This window comes from Variovorax sp. PAMC28562, from assembly GCF_014303735.1.
Taxonomy (GTDB): domain Bacteria; phylum Pseudomonadota; class Gammaproteobacteria; order Burkholderiales; family Burkholderiaceae_C; genus Variovorax.
Genome location: NZ_CP060296.1, coordinates 3,552,254 through 3,569,670 on the forward strand (window position 1 = coordinate 3,552,254; position 17,417 = coordinate 3,569,670).

Annotated in this window: 14 protein-coding genes; 10 read left to right on the forward strand and 4 right to left on the reverse strand. The window is 63.6% G+C overall.

All coding sequences use genetic code 11. The annotated features are described in order from the left end of the window. Positions 1 to 514: 514 nt before the first annotated feature. The 7 genes from H7F36_RS16680 to H7F36_RS16710 all read left to right on the forward strand — a co-directional run bounded on the left by H7F36_RS16680 (position 515) and on the right by H7F36_RS16710 (position 8,865). A complete protein-coding gene (locus H7F36_RS16680; protein WP_187051862.1) occupies positions 515 to 1,219 on the forward strand; it encodes a glutathione binding-like protein in 705 nt (234 codons plus the stop codon). Positions 1,220 to 1,241: 22 nt separating this feature from the next. After that, positions 1,242 to 2,159 carry a phosphogluconate dehydrogenase (NAD(+)-dependent, decarboxylating) gene (gene gnd, locus H7F36_RS16685; RefSeq protein ID WP_187051863.1) on the forward strand — a complete coding sequence of 306 codons (918 nt, stop codon included), beginning with the start codon at positions 1,242 to 1,244 and terminating at the stop codon, positions 2,157 to 2,159. Positions 2,160 to 2,282: 123 nt separating this feature from the next. After that, positions 2,283 to 2,624, forward strand: coding sequence for a hypothetical protein (locus H7F36_RS16690; protein ID WP_187051864.1), 342 nt, complete (start codon positions 2,283 to 2,285; stop codon positions 2,622 to 2,624). A 50-nt stretch (positions 2,625 to 2,674) separates the two neighbouring features. Next, positions 2,675 to 3,208, forward strand: coding sequence for a hypothetical protein (locus H7F36_RS16695; RefSeq protein ID WP_187051865.1), 534 nt, complete (start codon positions 2,675 to 2,677; stop codon positions 3,206 to 3,208). A gap of 418 nt (positions 3,209 to 3,626) precedes the next feature. After that, positions 3,627 to 5,945 carry an FdhF/YdeP family oxidoreductase gene (locus tag H7F36_RS16700; protein WP_187051866.1) on the forward strand — a complete coding sequence of 773 codons (2,319 nt, stop codon included), beginning with the start codon at positions 3,627 to 3,629 and terminating at the stop codon, positions 5,943 to 5,945. A gap of 129 nt (positions 5,946 to 6,074) precedes the next feature. Beyond that, on the forward strand, positions 6,075 to 6,602 hold the full coding sequence (locus H7F36_RS16705; RefSeq protein WP_187051867.1) for a hypothetical protein: 528 nt from the start codon (positions 6,075 to 6,077) through the stop codon (positions 6,600 to 6,602). Between the two features lie 151 nt (positions 6,603 to 6,753). Next, positions 6,754 to 8,865, forward strand: a complete 2,112-nt coding sequence (locus tag H7F36_RS16710) for a TonB-dependent receptor (protein WP_187051868.1) — start codon at positions 6,754 to 6,756, stop codon at positions 8,863 to 8,865. Positions 8,866 to 8,868: 3 nt separating this feature from the next. On the opposite strand, the gene H7F36_RS16715 is transcribed toward H7F36_RS16710, so the two are convergent. The 3 genes from H7F36_RS16715 to H7F36_RS16725 all read right to left on the reverse strand — a co-directional run bounded on the left by H7F36_RS16715 (position 8,869) and on the right by H7F36_RS16725 (position 12,994). After that, positions 8,869 to 10,068 carry an acetate/propionate family kinase gene (locus tag H7F36_RS16715; RefSeq protein ID WP_187051869.1) on the reverse strand — a complete coding sequence of 400 codons (1,200 nt, stop codon included), beginning with the start codon at positions 10,066 to 10,068 and terminating at the stop codon, positions 8,869 to 8,871. Between the two features lie 39 nt (positions 10,069 to 10,107). Further along, a complete protein-coding gene (gene glgX / locus H7F36_RS16720; protein WP_187051870.1) occupies positions 10,108 to 12,297 on the reverse strand; it encodes a glycogen debranching protein GlgX in 2,190 nt (729 codons plus the stop codon). A 139-nt stretch (positions 12,298 to 12,436) separates the two neighbouring features. Next, entirely contained in the window at positions 12,437 to 12,994 is a 558-nt protein-coding gene (locus H7F36_RS16725) for a DUF4865 family protein (protein WP_187051871.1), read from the reverse strand. Between the two features lie 100 nt (positions 12,995 to 13,094). On the opposite strand from H7F36_RS16725, the gene H7F36_RS16730 reads away from it, so the two are divergent. Both H7F36_RS16730 and H7F36_RS16735 read left to right on the forward strand, forming a co-directional pair. Continuing rightward, the gene (locus H7F36_RS16730; protein ID WP_187051872.1) at positions 13,095 to 13,958 is read left to right on the forward strand and encodes a LysR substrate-binding domain-containing protein; all 864 of its coding nucleotides are present in this window, start codon (positions 13,095 to 13,097) and stop codon (positions 13,956 to 13,958) included. 103 nt (positions 13,959 to 14,061) lie between these two features. Next, positions 14,062 to 14,487, forward strand: a complete 426-nt coding sequence (locus H7F36_RS16735; RefSeq protein WP_187051873.1) for an SRPBCC family protein — start codon at positions 14,062 to 14,064, stop codon at positions 14,485 to 14,487. Positions 14,488 to 14,510: 23 nt separating this feature from the next. Here the strand turns inward: H7F36_RS16735 and H7F36_RS16740 are convergent, their stop codons facing one another. Beyond that, the gene (locus H7F36_RS16740) at positions 14,511 to 16,076 is read right to left on the reverse strand and encodes a cation:proton antiporter (protein ID WP_187051874.1); all 1,566 of its coding nucleotides are present in this window, start codon (positions 16,074 to 16,076) and stop codon (positions 14,511 to 14,513) included. A 38-nt stretch (positions 16,077 to 16,114) separates the two neighbouring features. Here H7F36_RS16740 and H7F36_RS16745 point away from each other — a divergent pair, with 38 nt between their 5' ends. Beyond that, positions 16,115 to 17,323, forward strand: coding sequence for a multidrug effflux MFS transporter (locus H7F36_RS16745; RefSeq protein ID WP_261802340.1), 1,209 nt, complete (start codon positions 16,115 to 16,117; stop codon positions 17,321 to 17,323). Positions 17,324 to 17,417: the final 94 nt, after the last annotated feature.

Sequence of the window (17,417 nt, forward strand, 5' to 3'; positions counted from 1 at the left end):
CTCGCGTAGACGTTTGTCTCGGGTACGGCGAGCCGGTTGTCGCTACTCAGCACCGCGCCTGCAGTGTGGGTCGGCCTTGCGGTCGAGGCGTTGGGAATCTTCGAGAAGCACACGGGAACTCCTTTGCTTTGAAGGAGCCGTTTGCCTGAAATAGAGCTTAAGCCGCGTCTGCGATGTCAGGCTTGGACTGACGATCGGAAGAGACCGTGTTTTGGGTTCAGAACGCACGCCGATCGGCGTGATTCACCGCTGCGGCGCGGAGCCCCACAGCGCAAAGCATTTGCGTTAGCGAGCCTGGCGCGCCGCACCCGCAAGGGCACGTTTTCTATCGCTGCGACTTAAGGCACTGTCCACGCAAAGGGCTCCAAAAATTAAGATGGCGCATTGTTGCAGCGCAGCAGCAGGAGCGTCAACCGGTTTCTGAGCACCACACAGGTGCGCGGAATGCTCAGCAGTCGGAACCGTTGCATCGCGGAGATACTGTCAGCCGCCATCATTTCAAAACACTCCGCACATGTCCGATCTTTCAACTTTCCCGATCACCAGGAAGTGGCCAGCCGCGCATCCCGACCGCCTTCAGCTCTATTCGCTGCCGACGCCCAACGGCGTCAAGGTCGCGATCATGCTGGAGGAAATTGGCCTGCCTTACGAGCCGCATCTCGTCAGCTTCGAAACCAACGACCAGATGTCGCCGGAGTTTCTGTCGCTCAAGCCGAACAACAAGATCCCAGCCATCCTCGATCCAGACGGACCGGGCGGCAAACCGCTCGGCCTGTTCGAATCAGGAGCCATCCTGCTCTACCTCGCCGAGAAAACCGGCAAGCTGATCCCGCAAGACGCGGCCGGCCGCTACGAAGCCATCGAGTGGGTCATGTTCCAGATGGGCGGCGTCGGACCGATGTTCGGGCAGCTCGGCTTCTTCAACAAGTTTGCCGGCAAGGACTACGAAGACAAGCGGCCGCGCGATCGTTATGTCGCCGAGTCGAAGCGGCTGCTCGGTGTGCTCGAAAAACGCCTGACGGGCCGCGACTGGATGCTGGGCGACGCGTACTCCATCGCCGACATCGCGATCTTTCCGTGGGTGCGCAACCTGGTCGGTTTCTACGAAGCTGGCGAGCTGGTCGGCTTCACCGATTTCCCGAACGTGGCGCGCGTGCTGGCTGCTTTCGTGGCGCGTCCGGCTGTGGCCGCCGGCCTCGCCATCCCCAAGCGCGGTTGAACAAAACGAACGGAGCACATCGATGAAGCTTGGAATGGTCGGCCTCGGCCGCATGGGCGCCAACATGGCAGAACGCTTGCTCCGCGGCGGGCATCACGTCGTCGGCTTCGACCCCAATGCTGCGGCGCGCACAGCGCTCGAAGCCAAGGGCGCGACATCGGCCGATGCGCTCGCGTCGCTCGTGCAGAGCCTGGAGGCCCCGCGCGTCGTGTGGCTGATGGTGCCGGCCGGTAAGATCACCGACGACACCGTCGATGCCTTGCTCGCGCTGCTGGCACCGGGCGACACCGTCATCGATGGCGGCAACTCCAACTACAAAGACACGCTGCGCCGTGCGAAGGCGTACGCCGGCAAAGGACTGGCCTATGTCGACTGCGGCACCAGCGGTGGCGTGTGGGGTCTGCAAGAGGGCTACAGCATGATGATCGGCGGCGACGAAGCGGTGGTCGCTGCGCTGCGCCCGATCTTCGAAACGCTGGCGCCGGGCAAGGATGCGGGTTGGGGCCGTGTCGGGCCGGTCGGCTCGGGGCACTTCACCAAGATGGTTCACAACGGCATCGAGTACGGAATGATGCAGGCGTATGCCGAAGGCTTTTCGATCCTGCAGCACAAGACCGACTTCGCGCTCGACCTGCACCAGGTCGGCGAGATCTGGCGCACTGGCAGCGTCGTGCGTTCATGGCTGCTCGACCTCACGACCGACGCGCTCGGCAAGAACCCGACCATGGCCGGCATCGCCCCGTACGTCGCCGATTCGGGAGAAGGGCGATGGACCGTGAACGAGGCAATCGAGTTGGGTGTGGCTGCGCCGGTCATCACGCTGTCGTTGCTCGAACGACTGCGCTCTCGCGACGACGACTCCTTCACCGACAAGCTGCTGGCTGCGATGCGGAATGAGTTTGGGGGGCATCCGATCAAGACGGAGCCGCCGAAGGCTTAAGGGTTCACGGTGAGGCTGGGCTGGCGCGGTAGGCGCATATCAACGACGGTGGGCTAAGACCGCAATCGGGCCAGAAGCGGTCTTTCGATCCGCCCTCGCAGCTAAGTGATTCAAGGGAAACAAATGGCAATCACGATGTGTTGCTGGCGATGCAACGCCGATCGGCCTTTGCTTACCGACGAGGAGTACCAACAGGTCTTCCGGGTTAGTTTCATGGAGCAGATTCGGAAATACAGAGAAGAGACAGGGATGGGTCTGCGCCAGGCGCAAACTGACGTTGGAGCGGCAGCACTTGCAACCTACGAGCGCATCACCGGGTTCAAGGAAAACAATCCCTTTGCGCTGTATCACCATCGCTTGAGCCTTTATGGTCCACCTTGCGATAAATGCGGCAAACCACTTCGGACGCCCGCTGCAAACTTCTGTGCTGCTTGCAGCGCGCCTCGCCGCCATGCAAACGTCTAGCTCAAATGGCCGTAGTCGGGCCAGGAGCGGGCATTGCGAATTGGACCAACATGAAGATAAACACGTTCGTCAGTCAGTTCGACGGCTCAACGCTTGTTGGCCGCGAAGTGATGGGATATTCGCCAGACCGCTATGGTGCGTCTCTTTTGCTCGAACGCGGCGAGGGGCTCAGCCTTTCCGCTGAGGAGCACAGCGCGGGGCGCTGGTTTGAAGTTTTTACGCTCCAGGCCGAGGCCGATTCATGCGAGCGAGCGTGGATACTGTTTCCCGAGCCGCTTCTAGTCGATTCTTCAGTCTCGCTCTGGCGAAACGAGTGGCTCGAAGAAGGGGCGGCCCTGCCCACACTTGGGGCCAATCCTAAGACTCAACATGCGGGACGCGGCCCCGTTCCTGAAGGCGCAACCGCGGCAGCCCAAGTTCAAGCTGGGCTGATACTGCATGGTTCTAACGGGCACGTCATTTTTGCGGCGGCAAGTGCGACTTCACCATTTGCGGTTGACGTTTCCGTTGACCAACAAGAAATACCTAAGCTTCTTGATGATTTCGAGATGATTGAGATCGGGACGCCTCCGCCAGTCGGATGACTGCTTTAGAGCGAAAGGAACTTCCGCTTCGGGCCCGAAGCTGACGGTCGCGCACCCTGATCAACCGCGGCCCTCACATGGCGCAGGCCGGTGGGGTGTACTGCGCAGCGAAGTAAAGGAGGAGGCGAAGCCGGGGGACATGAGCGGAGTAGTGCACCGCGCCGGCCTGAGCCCCGCACGAGCGCATCGTCAACCCGCCTTCTTCTTGTCCTCGCCCACACCTGCCGGTCGTCGTCATTCGCTATAAGTACTGGCGCGTACCGTCTCATGGCTCGCGCAAGAGCCGCAGCAGCAAGTGCATCCCTCAGTCTTACAAAGCGCGGGCCGTCTACCCTACCTGACAAGCCGCCTCCCTTGACTACCTTTCAAGACATCGATGCCTGTTGCGGCACCGGCCGTTTCAAAAAGGTAGTCCCCGATGAGCGCAGTCCCCGAATTCAAGCCCAATGACCATCCATCGGGCGGCTGGGGCTCCGTCAAGGCAGTCACGACCTACCTGATTCGGGAAGAAGCCCTTGTTGCCGGCACCAAAGCACTGCTCGTTCAAAACAAGCCCGGCGGCTTCTCATGCGTGAGCTGCGCCTGGGCCAAGCCGTCCAAGCCGCACCTCGCCGAATTCTGCGAGAACGGCGCCAAGGCGACCGCCTGGGAACTTACCGGCAAGCGCATGCCGGCAAAGTTTTTCGAAGCACACACGTTGACCGAGTTGGAAACCTGGAGCGACCACGAACTCGAAGTCGGCGGCCGTCTCACGGTGCCAATGCGATGGGACTCCGCCACTGATCGCTACCTCGAAGTCAGTTGGGAAGATGCCTATGCCGACATCGGCGCCGAGCTTAAAAAGTTGCGCGCCGAAGACCCGAAGTCGACTGTGTTCTACGCCTCAGGTCGCGCCTCGCTGGAGGCCAGCTACATGTACCAGTTGCTGGCCCGGCTGTACGGTAACAACAACCTGCCGGACAGCTCGAACATGTGCCACGAGAGCACATCGGTCGCGCTGCCGTTGACCATCGGCGTGCCGGTGGGCACCGTCACGCTCGACGACTTCGAGCAGACCGACGCGATGTTTTTCTTCGGCCACAACACGGGCGTCAACAGTCCGCGCATGCTGCACCAACTGCAAGACGCGCGCAAACGCGGCGTGCCGATCGTCACCTTCAATCCGCTGCGTGAACGCGGGCTGGTGAGCTTCGCCAATCCACAGTCGCCGATAGAAATGTTGACTCTGGCCGAGACGAAGATCAGCACGCAGTACCACCAGCTGAAGATCGGTGGTGACATCGCAGTGCTCACCGGCATGTGCAAGTCGCTCATCGCGATGGACGACATCGCAAGGCTCGCTGGAATCAAACGTGTGCTCGATGTCGACTTCCTGGCGGAGCACACCAGCGGCTTCGAGATGTTCGCGGAAACGGTCCGCGAAGCCTCGTGGGCCGAGATCGAAAAAGAGTCGGGACTCACGCGCGACGACATCGAGCAGGCAACGCTGGTCTATGCCAAAGCGCACGCCGTGATCGCGGTGTACGGCATGGGCCTGACACAGCACCGCAAGGGCGTGCAGAACGTGCAGATGCTGTCGAACCTGCTGCTGCTGCGCGGCAACATCGGCCGGCCGGGCGCAGGCATTTGCCCGGTGCGCGGGCACTCGAACGTGCAGGGCCAGCGTACGGTCGGCATCACGGAGAAGCCGGCGCTGGCGCCGCTCGACAAGCTGGCCGCGCTGTACGCCTTCGAGCCGCCGCGCACCAAGGGGCTGAACACCGTAGAGGCCTGCGAGGGTGTGATCGACGGGTCGGTTCGCGCCTTCATCGGGCTGGGCGGCAACTTCGTGCGCGCGGTTCCGGAGACGGAGCGTGTCGAGGCGGCCTGGCGTCGCTTGCGATTGACTGTCAACGTGGCGACCAAGCTCAACCGGAGTCATTTGATCCACGGCGAGGTGTCGTACCTGCTGCCGTGCCTCGGCCGCATCGAGATCGATCGGCAGGCGAGCGGCGAGCAGACCGTTGCGCTCGAAGACTCGACAGGCTTCATCCATGCATCCAAAGGCGTTGCGGAGCCGGCCGAGTCGACCCTTCGTTCGGAGGCCTCGATCATTGCCGGCATCGCGCAGGCGACGCTCGCGCCCAACCCGATGGTGCCTTGGCAAGACTGGGTCGCCGACTACGGGCGGGTGCGCAGCGCCATCGAGGCCACGTACCCGGAAATTTTTCGAGACTTCGAGCAGCGCTTTCGCATTCCCGGCGGCTTTCAGCGGCCGATTCCGGCACGGGAGCGCATCTGGAAGACCAGCAGCGGCAAGGCCAACTTCATGGTCGTGGAGAGCCTGGTGGCCGACCCAGACACGCCGGAGACCGACCCGGACGTGCTGCGACTCATGACCATGCGCAGCGACGATCAGTTCAACACCACCGTCTACAGCCTGGACGATCGCTTTCGCGGTGTGTACGGCACGCGCAAGGTGCTGTTGATGAACCGCGACGACATCGACCGGCTCGGGCTGGCCGAGGGCGCCATCGTTACTGCGTCGACCGCTGTAGACGACGGGCACACGCGCGAGGTGCCGGGACTGCGCATTACCGGCTTCGACATCCCGGCTGGTTGCGTCGCTGGGTACTACCCGGAATGCAATCCGCTGATTCCGCTCGCGCATCACGCCGAGCAAAGCAAAGTGCCCGCTGCAAAATCGATTCCGGTGCGACTCCGCCTTGCTTCGCCTGACTTCGGGTTACCGTCGTAGAGCGATTGAATCCGCTGGCATGTTTCCCGCGTAAACAGACCAGATTCAAATAGCATTTCCCGCTCCATGCCAACTTCGCAAGCCAGACTTTGCCGGGCGTTGCCAGCTCTCCCCAAAAGGCTGCCGACGTTGGGCGAAGCGCTTCGGCTGCTTCAGTGGCTGGTCGTTGCGATCCTGGCGGTGAGCCTTCCGCTGCAAGCCGTCTCGGCTGCGGTCACGGCGATGTTGGGGGCGCGGCACACCCACCGCGCTGAGGTTGCTGAACGAATCGTCACGAGCGATCCGAAGGATTCCCTGAGTGGCTGGCGCGACTTTCGGCGCATGCAGTACAGCAATGCGCACGGCCATTCGCATGACCGTGCTGAAGTCCAGGTTGAGGCTCATGAACATGCCCATGCACTCGGCCTTCGACATCATCACCAGCTCGACGACACGAGCGTGATCCTGGATGACGCTTTCGACTTTGCCGACCGCGGTGACGCGACCGACACGGCGCAAGCCAGTGCGTCGTTCGTGTTCATGGCGGCCAGCAACGACGTCGATTTGCCTCCGCCCCCCGAAGCATTCGGCAAGACGTGGAGAGTCGCACGGTCGGTTGCACCGGGCAGCGCCGACCCCTGGCGCATCGAGCGGCCGCCGCAGGCACTGTCGACCTGAACGGCTGACGACAGTCGGGCGTCCCGCCGAGCACGGCGGCGCCGTTTGAAACCTCTACCGCTCTGAAGCTCGCGACGGGTAACGCGCGACGCTGCGCATCGCCACGCGCACTCCAATGGCAACCAACCCACCCAAACAAGAGGAGATTCGCATGGCTCGAATCCAAACACTGACGCGCTCCAATTCCCGTTCCCGCGTCTTCAGCGCCACGCTCGGCACACTGTCATTGCTCGGAGGACCCGCGATGGCGCAAGACAGCCATCTGCCAGAAATCGAAGTGCGCGGCCCGCGAGACGCCACTATCGGCGCGGCCGACAGTGCCAGCGAAGGTGCGGCCGAGCGCCAAGTATTCCAGGCGCGACCGAAACTGCGCCCCGGCGACATCGTCGAAGCCGTGCCGGGCGTTGTCGCCACCCAGCACTCGGGCGACGGCAAAGCCAACCAGTACTTCCTGCGCGGCTTCAATCTCGACCACGGCACCGACTTCGCCGTGAGCCTGGACGGCATGCCCGTCAACATGCCGACGCACGGCCACGGACAGGGCTACGCCGACCTCAACTTCCTCATCCCAGAATTGGTGTCCGGCGTGAAGTACCGCAAAGGACCTTACTTTGCCGAGGGCGGAGACTTCTCGCTGGCGGGCAGCGCGTCGCTCGACTACTTTAGTGCGCTCGATGCGCCGTTCACCGAGATCAGCTACGGCTCCAATAACTACAAGCGCCTGCTGGCCGCCGGCTCACGCACCGTGGGTGACCAGACCTGGCTCGGCGCCGTCGAGCTCGTTGGCAACGACGGCCCATGGAACGTGTCGGAAAACCTGAAGAAGGCCAACGCGGTGCTGCGCTATTCGCAGGGCTCGCCGACGCAAGGCTTCAGCATCACCGGCATGGCCTACAAGAGCCGCTGGACCTCGACCGACCAGGTGCCGGAGCGCCTGATCGACAGCGGCGCGTTGCCGCGTTTCGGCTCGCTCAACCCAACCGATGGCGGGGAAACCCAGCGCGTCAGCCTGTCGGGCAAGTGGTTCAACAAGACGGCCGCAGGCGAGACCAACGTCAGCGCCTATGCCATCGCCTATCGCTTCAAGCTGTTCTCAGACTTCACCTACTTTCTGAACAACCCGGTCAACGGCGACCAGTTCGAGCAGACCGACCGCCGCAACATCTTCGGCGCGCAAGCCTCGCATGTGATGCCCAACAAGATAGGCTCGCTCGACGGCGTGCTCACCTTTGGCGCCTCGTGGCGCGGTGACCGCATCGGCGAGGTCGGGCTCTACAACACCGAAGCGCGGCAGCGGCTGTCGACAGTGCGAGACGACAAGGTCTCGGAGGATCTGTTCTCAATCTACGCGCAGCAGCTGGTGTACTTCAGCGACCGTTGGCGCGGCTACGTGGGGCTGCGCGGGGACACGCTGCGTTACGACGTGCAGGGCCGCGAGCCGGTCTACGGTCCGCTCAACAGTGGCAAGGGACACGACTCGCTGGCCAGCCCGAAGGCAGGGTTGATCTTCACGCTCACGCCGCAGCACGAGTTCTATCTGAACGCAGGTGTCGGCTTTCACAGCAACGACGTGCGTGGCGCCACCATCGGCGTCGATCCACAGACCGGCCAGGCTGCAGACCGCGTGCCCGCGCTCGTGAAGGGCAAGGGCGCCGAGGTTGGCTGGCGCTTTCAGCCCAACGAAGACCTGACGACGACCGTGGCGCTCTGGAAACTCGACCTCGACTCGGAACTGGTCTATGTCGGCGACGCAGGCTCGACCGAGCCGGGCCGGGCAAGCAGCCGTCGCGGCATCGAGGCGACGCTGAAGTGGAGGCTCAACAATGCCTTTCGCTTCGAGGTCGACGCCGCCCTGTCACGCGCCCGCTTCAAAGGGATCGCGCCGGAAGGTGAGGGCAACTACGTCGACAACGCGGTGGAGCGCGTGCTGGCGACCGGCGTCACCTACATCGATGGGCCGTGGACCGCGTCGCTCTGGCTGCGCTACCTCGGGCCACGCGCGCTCGATACGCTCAATATGGTGCGCTCACGCTCCACCACGCTGCTGAACTTCGGGACGAGTTACGCGGTGAACAAGCACCTGACCCTCGGGCTGAACGTGTTCAACATCGCGGGCAAGAAGGGCAACGACATCGAGTATTACTACGCGTCGTGCACATCGGGCGCAGTGGTGAGCGGGTCGTGCGGCGGAGGTGTTGCGGATCGGCATGTGCATCCGATGGACCCGCGCAGTGCGCGAGTCAGCGCCAAATGGACTTTTTAGCCGCTATCTCACTTCTAAGTGAAATAGCACCTGACATGCCTCGTCGGCGATCACCTGTTCTTCGTCGGTGTGCATGACGAGAAGCGCGATCTCGCTGTCGGGTGCGTCGATGCGAAGCTTGTGTGCGTTGTTCGCCTCGGCGTCGACGCGCACTCCCAGCCAGCCGAGGTGCGCCGCAATGGCCGCACGAACGCTCGGCTGATGTTCGCCGATGCCGGCGGTGAAGACGATGGCGTCCAGGCCGCCGAGGGTGGTGGCGATCGCCGCCATCTCGCGCGCAACGCGCAATGCGAACAATGCCAAGGCCTCACCTGCTTCCGGTGCATCGCTGGCGACAAGCTCGCGACTGTCCGCTGAAATGCCGGAGACGCCGAGCAATCCTGAGCGGTGGTAGAGCATGTCTTCGAGCGCGTCGACGGACATGTGCTTTTCCTTCTGCAGATGCAGCAGCACGCCGGGGTCGAGCGCACCGGGGCGCGTCGCCATCGGAATGCCGTCGAGCGTCGAGAACGACATGCTGGTATCGCGGCTGATGCCGTTCTCCAGGCCGCACAGACTCGCGCCGCTGCCCAGATGGGCGACGACGACGCGGTCGCCGATATCGCCCACGTCGCCGTCGCCGTTCAGTGCCAGTCGGCCGGCAATGAACTTGTACGAGAGCCCGTGGAAACCGTAGCGCTTGATGCCTTGGTCGAACAGATCGCGGGGCAGGGCGAAGCGACGCACCAGGTCGCTTTGCGTGCGGTGGAACGCCGTGTCGAACGACGCGGCTTGCGGCAAGTCAGGACGCAGCTTTTGCACCGCGCGAATCAGACGCAGGCTCTGCGGTTGATGCAACGGGGCGAGAGAAGACAACGCTTCGATGGCCGTCAGCGTGTCTTCAGATATCTTCGTCGGCCCGTCGAAACGATCGCCGCCATGCACCACGCGATGCGCAACAGCAAAGAGCGTGTCGGACTGAAAATGGCTCGCGAGCCAGCCGAGCGTTTCATCGATAACGTCGTGCAGGTCGTCTGTAGCGTGCGACTTCAAGGTCACCTGAAGCGGTCGATTCGCCTCCTCGATATTCAGCGACAGCGGCTTGTGCCGGAGATCGATGGCACCCTGCCCAAACGCTCGCGCCTTGCCGTCTTCGATCGCAAAGAGCCCGAGCTTGATCGTCGATGAGCCAGGGTTGAAGGTGAGGAGTACGTCGCGTGCCATGGGTGCATCTTGTACCGACTCCCAGTCACCGCACCATCGTCAGAGCGATGCGACGAGCGCCGCGACCGCGTTCGCAGACTGCTTTTCACCGGCAGCGACAAACAGCAGCATCGACCGTCCCGTGACCGTGTAGATCGCCTCTGGCTCGAAGTCCTCGGGCTCCTGCGGGTCGAGTGCGGTATCGATCAGGCGCGACCAGTGCACACCGTCGGCACGCGCCGGCAGCTTGAACTCGATCGCGTCTTGCCAGCTGTTGATCATGATCATCACGGTCGCATCGTCAGCGGGCCGCGCGATCGAAGAAGCTTGCGCGGTGCCTTCGAGCAACATGCCGAAGCAGCGCGTTTGCGGGTCGTCCCAGTGGCCCGAATCCATCTCGGCACCATCGGGCGCGAGCCACGTCACGTCCTTGAGCTGCGTCTCTTCCTTGACGTCGCCCGACAAGAAGCGTCCGCGGCGCAGCACCGGCAATTCCTTACGCAGCTTCGTCAGACGTTGCGTAAAACGGTTGAGCGCCTGACCACGTTCGTCGATTTCCCAGTGCAACCACGAGATGTCGTCGTCCTGGCAATAGGCGTTGTTGTTGCCTTGCTGTGTACGGCCGAACTCGTCGCCGGCCAACATCATCGGAGTGCCCTGCGACAGTAGCAAGGTCGCCAGCATGTTGCGCTGCTGCCGTGCGCGCAAGTCAAGAACAGTTTGGTCATCCGTGTCGCCTTCGACGCCGCAATTCCACGAGCGGTTGTCCGAGGAGCCGTCGCGGTTGTCTTCGCCGTTGGCGTCGTTGTGCTTCTCGTTGTAGCTCACCGTGTCGGCCAGCGTGAAGCCGTCGTGCGCGGTAATGAAGTTGACGCTGGCCCAAGGACGGCGGCCGCGATGGTTGAAGCGGTCACCGCTGGCCGACATGCACTGCGCCAACTTGGGCGCCAGCGCTTCGTCGCCTTTCCACCAGGCGCGCACGTTGTCGCGGAACTGGTCGTTCCACTCGGCCCAGCCCGGTGGAAAGCCGCCGACCTGATAGCCGCCAGGGCCGATGTCCCATGGCTCGGCCACCAGCTTGACGCTCGACAGCACCGGGTCTTGCCGGCAGCTCTTCAGGAAGCCGCCGCCTTCGTCGAAGCCGTACGGCTCGCGCGCCAGGATGGTCGCCAGATCGAAGCGGAAGCCGTCGACGCGCATCTCCGTCACCCAGTAACGCAGGCTGTCCGTCACCATCTGCAACACGCGCGGATGGCTCAGGTTGAGCGTATTGCCGGTACCGGTGTCGTTGATGTAGTAGCGCGCACCGGGGCCTTCAGCGCCGTTGCCGTCTGCACCACCGCCCGGCATCAGCCGGTAATAGCTCGCGTTGTCGATGCCCTTGAAAGACAGCGTCGGGCCAAGCTCATTGCCTTCTGGCGTGTGGTTGTAGACCACGTCCATGATCACTTCGAGCCCGTTCTCGTGGAAGCGGTCGACCATCGCCTTGAACTCGTCGATGTTGGGCCCGTCCATGTAGCGCTGGTCGAGTGCGAAGAAGCCCATCGTGTCGTAGCCCCAGTAGTTGGTGAGGCCCTTGTCCGTCAGGAACGGCTGGTTCAGGAACATCTGGATCGGCAACAGCTCGACGCTGGTCACGCCCAGTTCGCGGATGTGCTTGATAGGACCGTCTTGTGCCAGGCCGGCGAAGGTGCCGCGCATGTGCTCGGGCACGTCGGGCCGGCGCATGGTGAAGCCGCGCACGTGGGTTTCATAGAACACGGTCTGGTCCCACGGCACCCGAACGTTTCGGGTCTGCTTCCACTGAAAGTGCGAATCGACCACCACGCATTTGGGCACCATGTGCGCACTGTCGCGCTCGTCGAAGCTCAAGTCGGCATCTTCATGGCCGACGGTGTAGCCGAAGAGTTCCGGCCCCCACTTCAGCTCGCCCATGTGCGCCTTGGCGTACGGGTCCATCAACAGCTTGTGATGATTGAAGCGGTGGCCTTTCTCGGGCTCGTACGGGCCGTGCACGCGGTAGCCGTAGCGGGCGCCGGGCTGCAAGCCGGGCACGAAGCCGTGCCATACCTCGTCGGTGTATTCAGGCAATGTGATGCGGGCCAACTCTTCGATGCCGGCCTCGTCGTAGATGCAGACCTCGACTTTGGTTCCATGCGCGGTGAACAGCGCGAAGTTGACGCCGTGGCCGGTGTAAGTGGCGCCCAGCGGGTGCGCGGTTCCTTCTTCGATCGAATACGTTTGTGTCATCACTGAATCATCGCGGATGACAACGACAAACTGACGGCTTTCCGGCTCGCAGGCTCGTAGGCGAAAGCCTCTCGAAGCGGGGCTGCGACGAAATCACTGTGATGACGAAGTCGGTAGTGCTGCAGCCGAATTTGTGCAGTCAATACCCGCTGCCTGTCGCCAGGTAACGCAGCTCGAACGTCCGTGCGTCGGCGATGCCTTGCGGTGCGCTGGACCAAAACGCCGTGCGGGTCAGTTGCCAGCCATGCGGGTCGAGCCCCACGAAGACGGTGTGCAGTCCAGACTCGCCTGCCACCAGGCTGGCGGCGTCCCGCTCCGCAGCGGCGAGCGCGACGAGGTCTGTGTTCGGCAGCAAGTCGATGAATTGCTGCGTGGCGAACGTCGGCGTCATTGCGCGCGCAGGGCCATGCTGGTGCGCAATTGGACTCCACGACCGCACCTTGGGCCGGCCGTACTTTGCCGCGACCGCACGGAACGAGTCAGACGTCAGGAAAGCGGTCATCCCTGCGGGGTCGTTCCAAAGATAGAACGGCGCATAGCTGTTGGGCGCGGCGCCCGAGCATGCCGCCACCAAAAAGGCTTTCAGGTGAAGGCCCGGCAGTCCGTCGAAGCGCGCACCGATCTCCGAGATGCGTTTGCGCACCGAGTCCAGATCGAAGTCGTCGGGAAAATCAAAACCGTATTGCATAGCCAGCATGGCGTTTCCTTGGGCGATAAGAGAAGGATCTCAATTTAGGTCCACGTGAACGTTTAAACAAACGATTTATTTATCGTTAAAGGTTTAGAATTTCTCACTTATGCTTTTGGATCTTTCACTCCTGCAAACGCTGGTGGCTGCTGTCGACCTCGGCGGCTTCGGCAAAGCCGCCGCTCAGCTTCATCGTTCTCCAGGTGCCATCAGCCTTCAGATCAAGGCGCTGGAGGAACGCGTCGGAGCCGAGCTCTTCCGCAAGTCCGGGCGCCAGCAGACCTTGACCGAGGCGGGCGAACTGCTCGTCGGGTTTGCCAGGCGGATGCTGCAAATCAACGGGGACGCATTGCTCGCCGTGCAGGGCGTGCATCTGGCGGGCGAGGTGAGGTTCGGCATGCCGCAGGACTTTGCGGACAGTTGGCTGCCGCAGGCTCTCGCCCAGTTTGCAAGAGCGTATCCGGCTGTGCGCATTGCCGTGACTGTGGATCGCAGCCCGGTGTTGCTGTCCGCGCTGAAGTCGGACGATCTGGATCTGGTTCTCGCCTTCGGCGACGCGGACACGGCAACGTCAGAAATATTGACGAGCCTGCCCGTGCAGTGGATCGCGAGCTCGAATTTTTCATTGGGTGCTGACGCGGCGGTTCCGCTTCTCGTGCTCGATCAGCCCTGCGGGTTTCGTCAGGCGGCGACCGATGCCCTCGACCGCGCAGGACGACCGTGGCGGATTGCGCTGACCAGTGCCAGCGTGTCCGGCATATGGGCCGCCGCGAAGGCCGGGCTCGGCGTCACCGCACGCACGACTGCGCACATCCCGCCAGAGCTTGCACCGGCAAGCGCGGCGTTGAGATTGCCCCGATTGCACAAAGTACGGGTCTCGCTTCACCGAGACGGTGCGACGACCAACCCTGCGGCGGTGCAACTGTGGTCGGTCGTCAAAGAAGTGGTCAGCGGGCAATTGCCTCGAGTCTGAGGTTTGAAAGGTGCGCTGCGGTGGCGGACGATGCTTCACGCCGATTGTGCGCAAGCGAACAGAATGCACTCGCTTTTCAACCTGCCTTGAGGTTGAATGCGCCATGGCATCCATCTACAAGCAAATCGATATCCAGGCTCCGGCCCAGCAAGTCTGGGAGGCGGTGCGCGATTGGGAAGTGGTGCACGAGCGGCTGGTGCCCGGTTTCGTCGTCGACGTCAAACTGGAGCCGAAGGCGCGCATCGTCACTTTCGCCAACGGCGTGGTGGCGCGCGAAATCATCCTGGCGGTAGATGACGCGGCGCACCGGCTGGCGTACTCGGCGGTCGGCGGCCGTGCGGCACACCACAATGCGTCGGTGCAGGTTTTTCAGACGGCCCCAGGCAGTTGCCAGATCGTCTGGATCACCGACGTGTTGCCTGACGCGCTCACGCCAGCCATCAACACGATGGTCGAAGAGGCGTCCGCGATCATGAAGCGCACGCTGGAGCGGGCGGTTCCTGGCGGCTCCAACGCCCAGGGCCGCTAGCAGTTTCCGCAGCAGCGGCCCGTTCAGCCTTCGACCAACTCGAAGCTGCTCGGCGGCGAGGCGGCCAGCTCGGCCCAATCGAGTTCTTCTTCGAGCGTGTGGAACACGTCTTCTTCCATCTCGCCCGAGCGTCGCAAGTCTGCAAGCCTGGCGCGCTGTGCGGCGATGCTGCGACGCGTCAGGTCGTCGATCTTGGCGGCTTCGCGCGGGTGCTTGCCGGCGTCGATGGCTTCGCGGTCGGCCTTCAGGGTTTCGCGCAGCGCCTCGGCCGCATCGCCGCGCTCGTTATCGACGGTGGCCATGCCTGCGTCGATGAGCGCGATGCGGCCGGCGATCAATTCGTGGTCGAACGATTCGTCCCTGGCAAAGTGCAGCAGCCGGATCAGCGGTGCCAGCGTCAGGCCTTGCAGCACCAGCGTGCCGAGCACGACGGCCAGCGCGCTCAGGACGATCAGGTCGCGTTGCGGAAAGTGCTGCGGCAATGCCAGCGCAGTGGCCAGCGTGACCAGCCCGCGCATGCCGCACCACGAGGTCAACATGCCTTGCGCCAGCGTCGGCACCTTGCGCGCGCCCTGTTTGATCGAGAAGAAGTGAAGCACGCGGTTGTAGAACATGACCCAGACGATGCGCACCACGATCACCACCAACAGCACCGCGCCAGCGAAAGCCATCGCCGGCCACAGCTCCCTTGCAGACAACCGCTCGACGATGCCCCGGGCCTGCAGCCCGACCATCAGGAAGGCCAGCACGTTGAGCACGAACACGGTCGTGTCCCAGACTGAATACGAATGCACCCGGTCGCGCGGTGCCGTCTTCTCAGGTGCATAGCGGGCCACCGTCATCGCCAGCGCAACGACCGACAGGACCGCCGACAGATGCAGCCGTTCAGCCAGCACCCAGGCGCCGAAGGTCGATACGAATTCCGACAGCGTGCCGCCCAGCGAACCCGCCAGCGGCGCAGACACGGCCACCTGGATCTTGCCGATGATGAAGCCCAACAACAGCCCGCCCGGCGCGGCCAGCCACAGCGCCACCGGTGTGGTCGCAGCCGCGCCGGTGGCCGCGGGCGGACCGGCCGAACCGGCGGCCACCGACGCCACCGCCGCGCTGAAGATCAGCAGCGCGACCGCATCGTTGAGCAGACTTTCCCCCTTCAATACGCTGACTGTGGCGCGCGGCAACTGAAAGCGCGCGAGTACCGCGCTGGCCGCAGCGGCGTCGGGTGGCGCGACGATGGCGCCGAGCGCGATGGCCGCCGCCAGCGGCAGGCCGGCCACCGCGACACCAAGCCAGGCCACGGCCGCGGTGGTCAGCAGCACCAGCACCGCGGCCAGCGAGAACAACGACAACCAATAGCGCCGCAGATGCCGCGGCGGAAAGTCGAACGCCGCATCGAGCAGCGCCGGCGCAATGAACAACGCCAGCGCCAGCGAGGGATCGATGCCGATCTCCGGCGCCCAGGGCAGCGCTGCCACCACCACACCCGCCAGCGCCAGCATGGCCGGGTAGGGCACCGGCCAGCGGCGCGACACCTGGAGCAATACCAACGCGATGACCAGCAGCGTCAGCATGCTTTCGAACAAGACCATATCGAGTGACCGGTTACCGGGATTGCGACAATCGCAACATGCCTTCCCGTTTTCTGAAAATGGCCCTGCTGCTGGGCCTGCTCTCCGCCATCGGTCCTTTCGCCATCGACATGTACCTTCCGGCCCTGCCGGCCATCGGGCAAAGCCTGGGGGCCGACATTGGCGCCGTGCAGATGAGCCTGACGGCGTTCTTCCTGTCTCTCGGTATCGGTCAGTTGTTGTATGGCCCGGTGTCGGACATGGTCGGGCGCAAGCCTCCTCTTTATGCGGGTTTGGCGTTGTTCGCGCTTGCCAGCGTCGGCTGTGCACTGGCCACCGATATCCAGACCTTGATCGTGCTGCGCTTCATCCAGGGGCTGGGCGCGGCTGCCGGCATGGCGATTCCGCGCGCCATCGTGCGCGACCTGCACACCGGCACGGATGCAGCGCGGCTCATGTCGCTGCTGATACTGGTGTTCAGCGTGTCGCCCATCCTCGCGCCGCTGGCGGGCAGCGTCGTCATCGCACTCGGCGGCTGGCGCGGTGTGTTCTGGGTCGTCCTGGTGGCGTCGGTCGCGGGCATGGCGATGATGTTCATGCAGCTCGACGAAACGCGACCGCCATCGGAGCGCGTCGAGAGCAGTCTTGGCAGCGCGCTCGGTGCGTACTGGCTCCTGCTGCGCGACCGGCACTACCTCGGCCTGGTCTTCATCGGCGGCTTCGCGCTGGCCGGTTTCTTTGTCTACCTGGCCAACTCGTCGTTCGTGATGATCGACCACTACGGCCTGTCGCCTGCGGTCTACAGCGTGGCCTTCGGCGTCAACGCAGCGGCTTTCATCGCGGCCTCGCAGTTCACCGGCGCGCTGGGTGAACGCTTCGGCCTGGTGCGGGTCGTGAAGTTCGGCGTCCTCGCCTGCGGCACCGTCATGCTGGCGCTGTTCGCGTATTTCGCCTCGGGCGGTGACCGGCTGGCGGTGCTCATCGTGCTGTACTTCATCGCCAGCGGCTTCATGGGGCTGGTGATACCGACCACCGGGGTGCTCGCGCTCGAAGCGCATGGCGCCATCGCCGGCACGGCGTCGGCCTTGCTCGGTACGCTGCAGATGCTGACGGGCGCTTTCATGATGGCGGCGGTCGGCCTCTTTACCGATGGCCGACCGTTGCCGATGGTCGCGGGCATGGCCGCAGGGGCGTTCGTCGCTGCGGTGCTGACCTGGCTCACGCTGGGCGGTTGGCGCACGGCGCCGAAAATGGAGGAGGCCCTGTGAGCGCCGTGGCCTCCGACACATCCGACGCGTCCAACACGTCCAACACGTCCGGCGCATTGAACGCCGCGCCCAAGCTCGGCGACGGCCTGGCCCA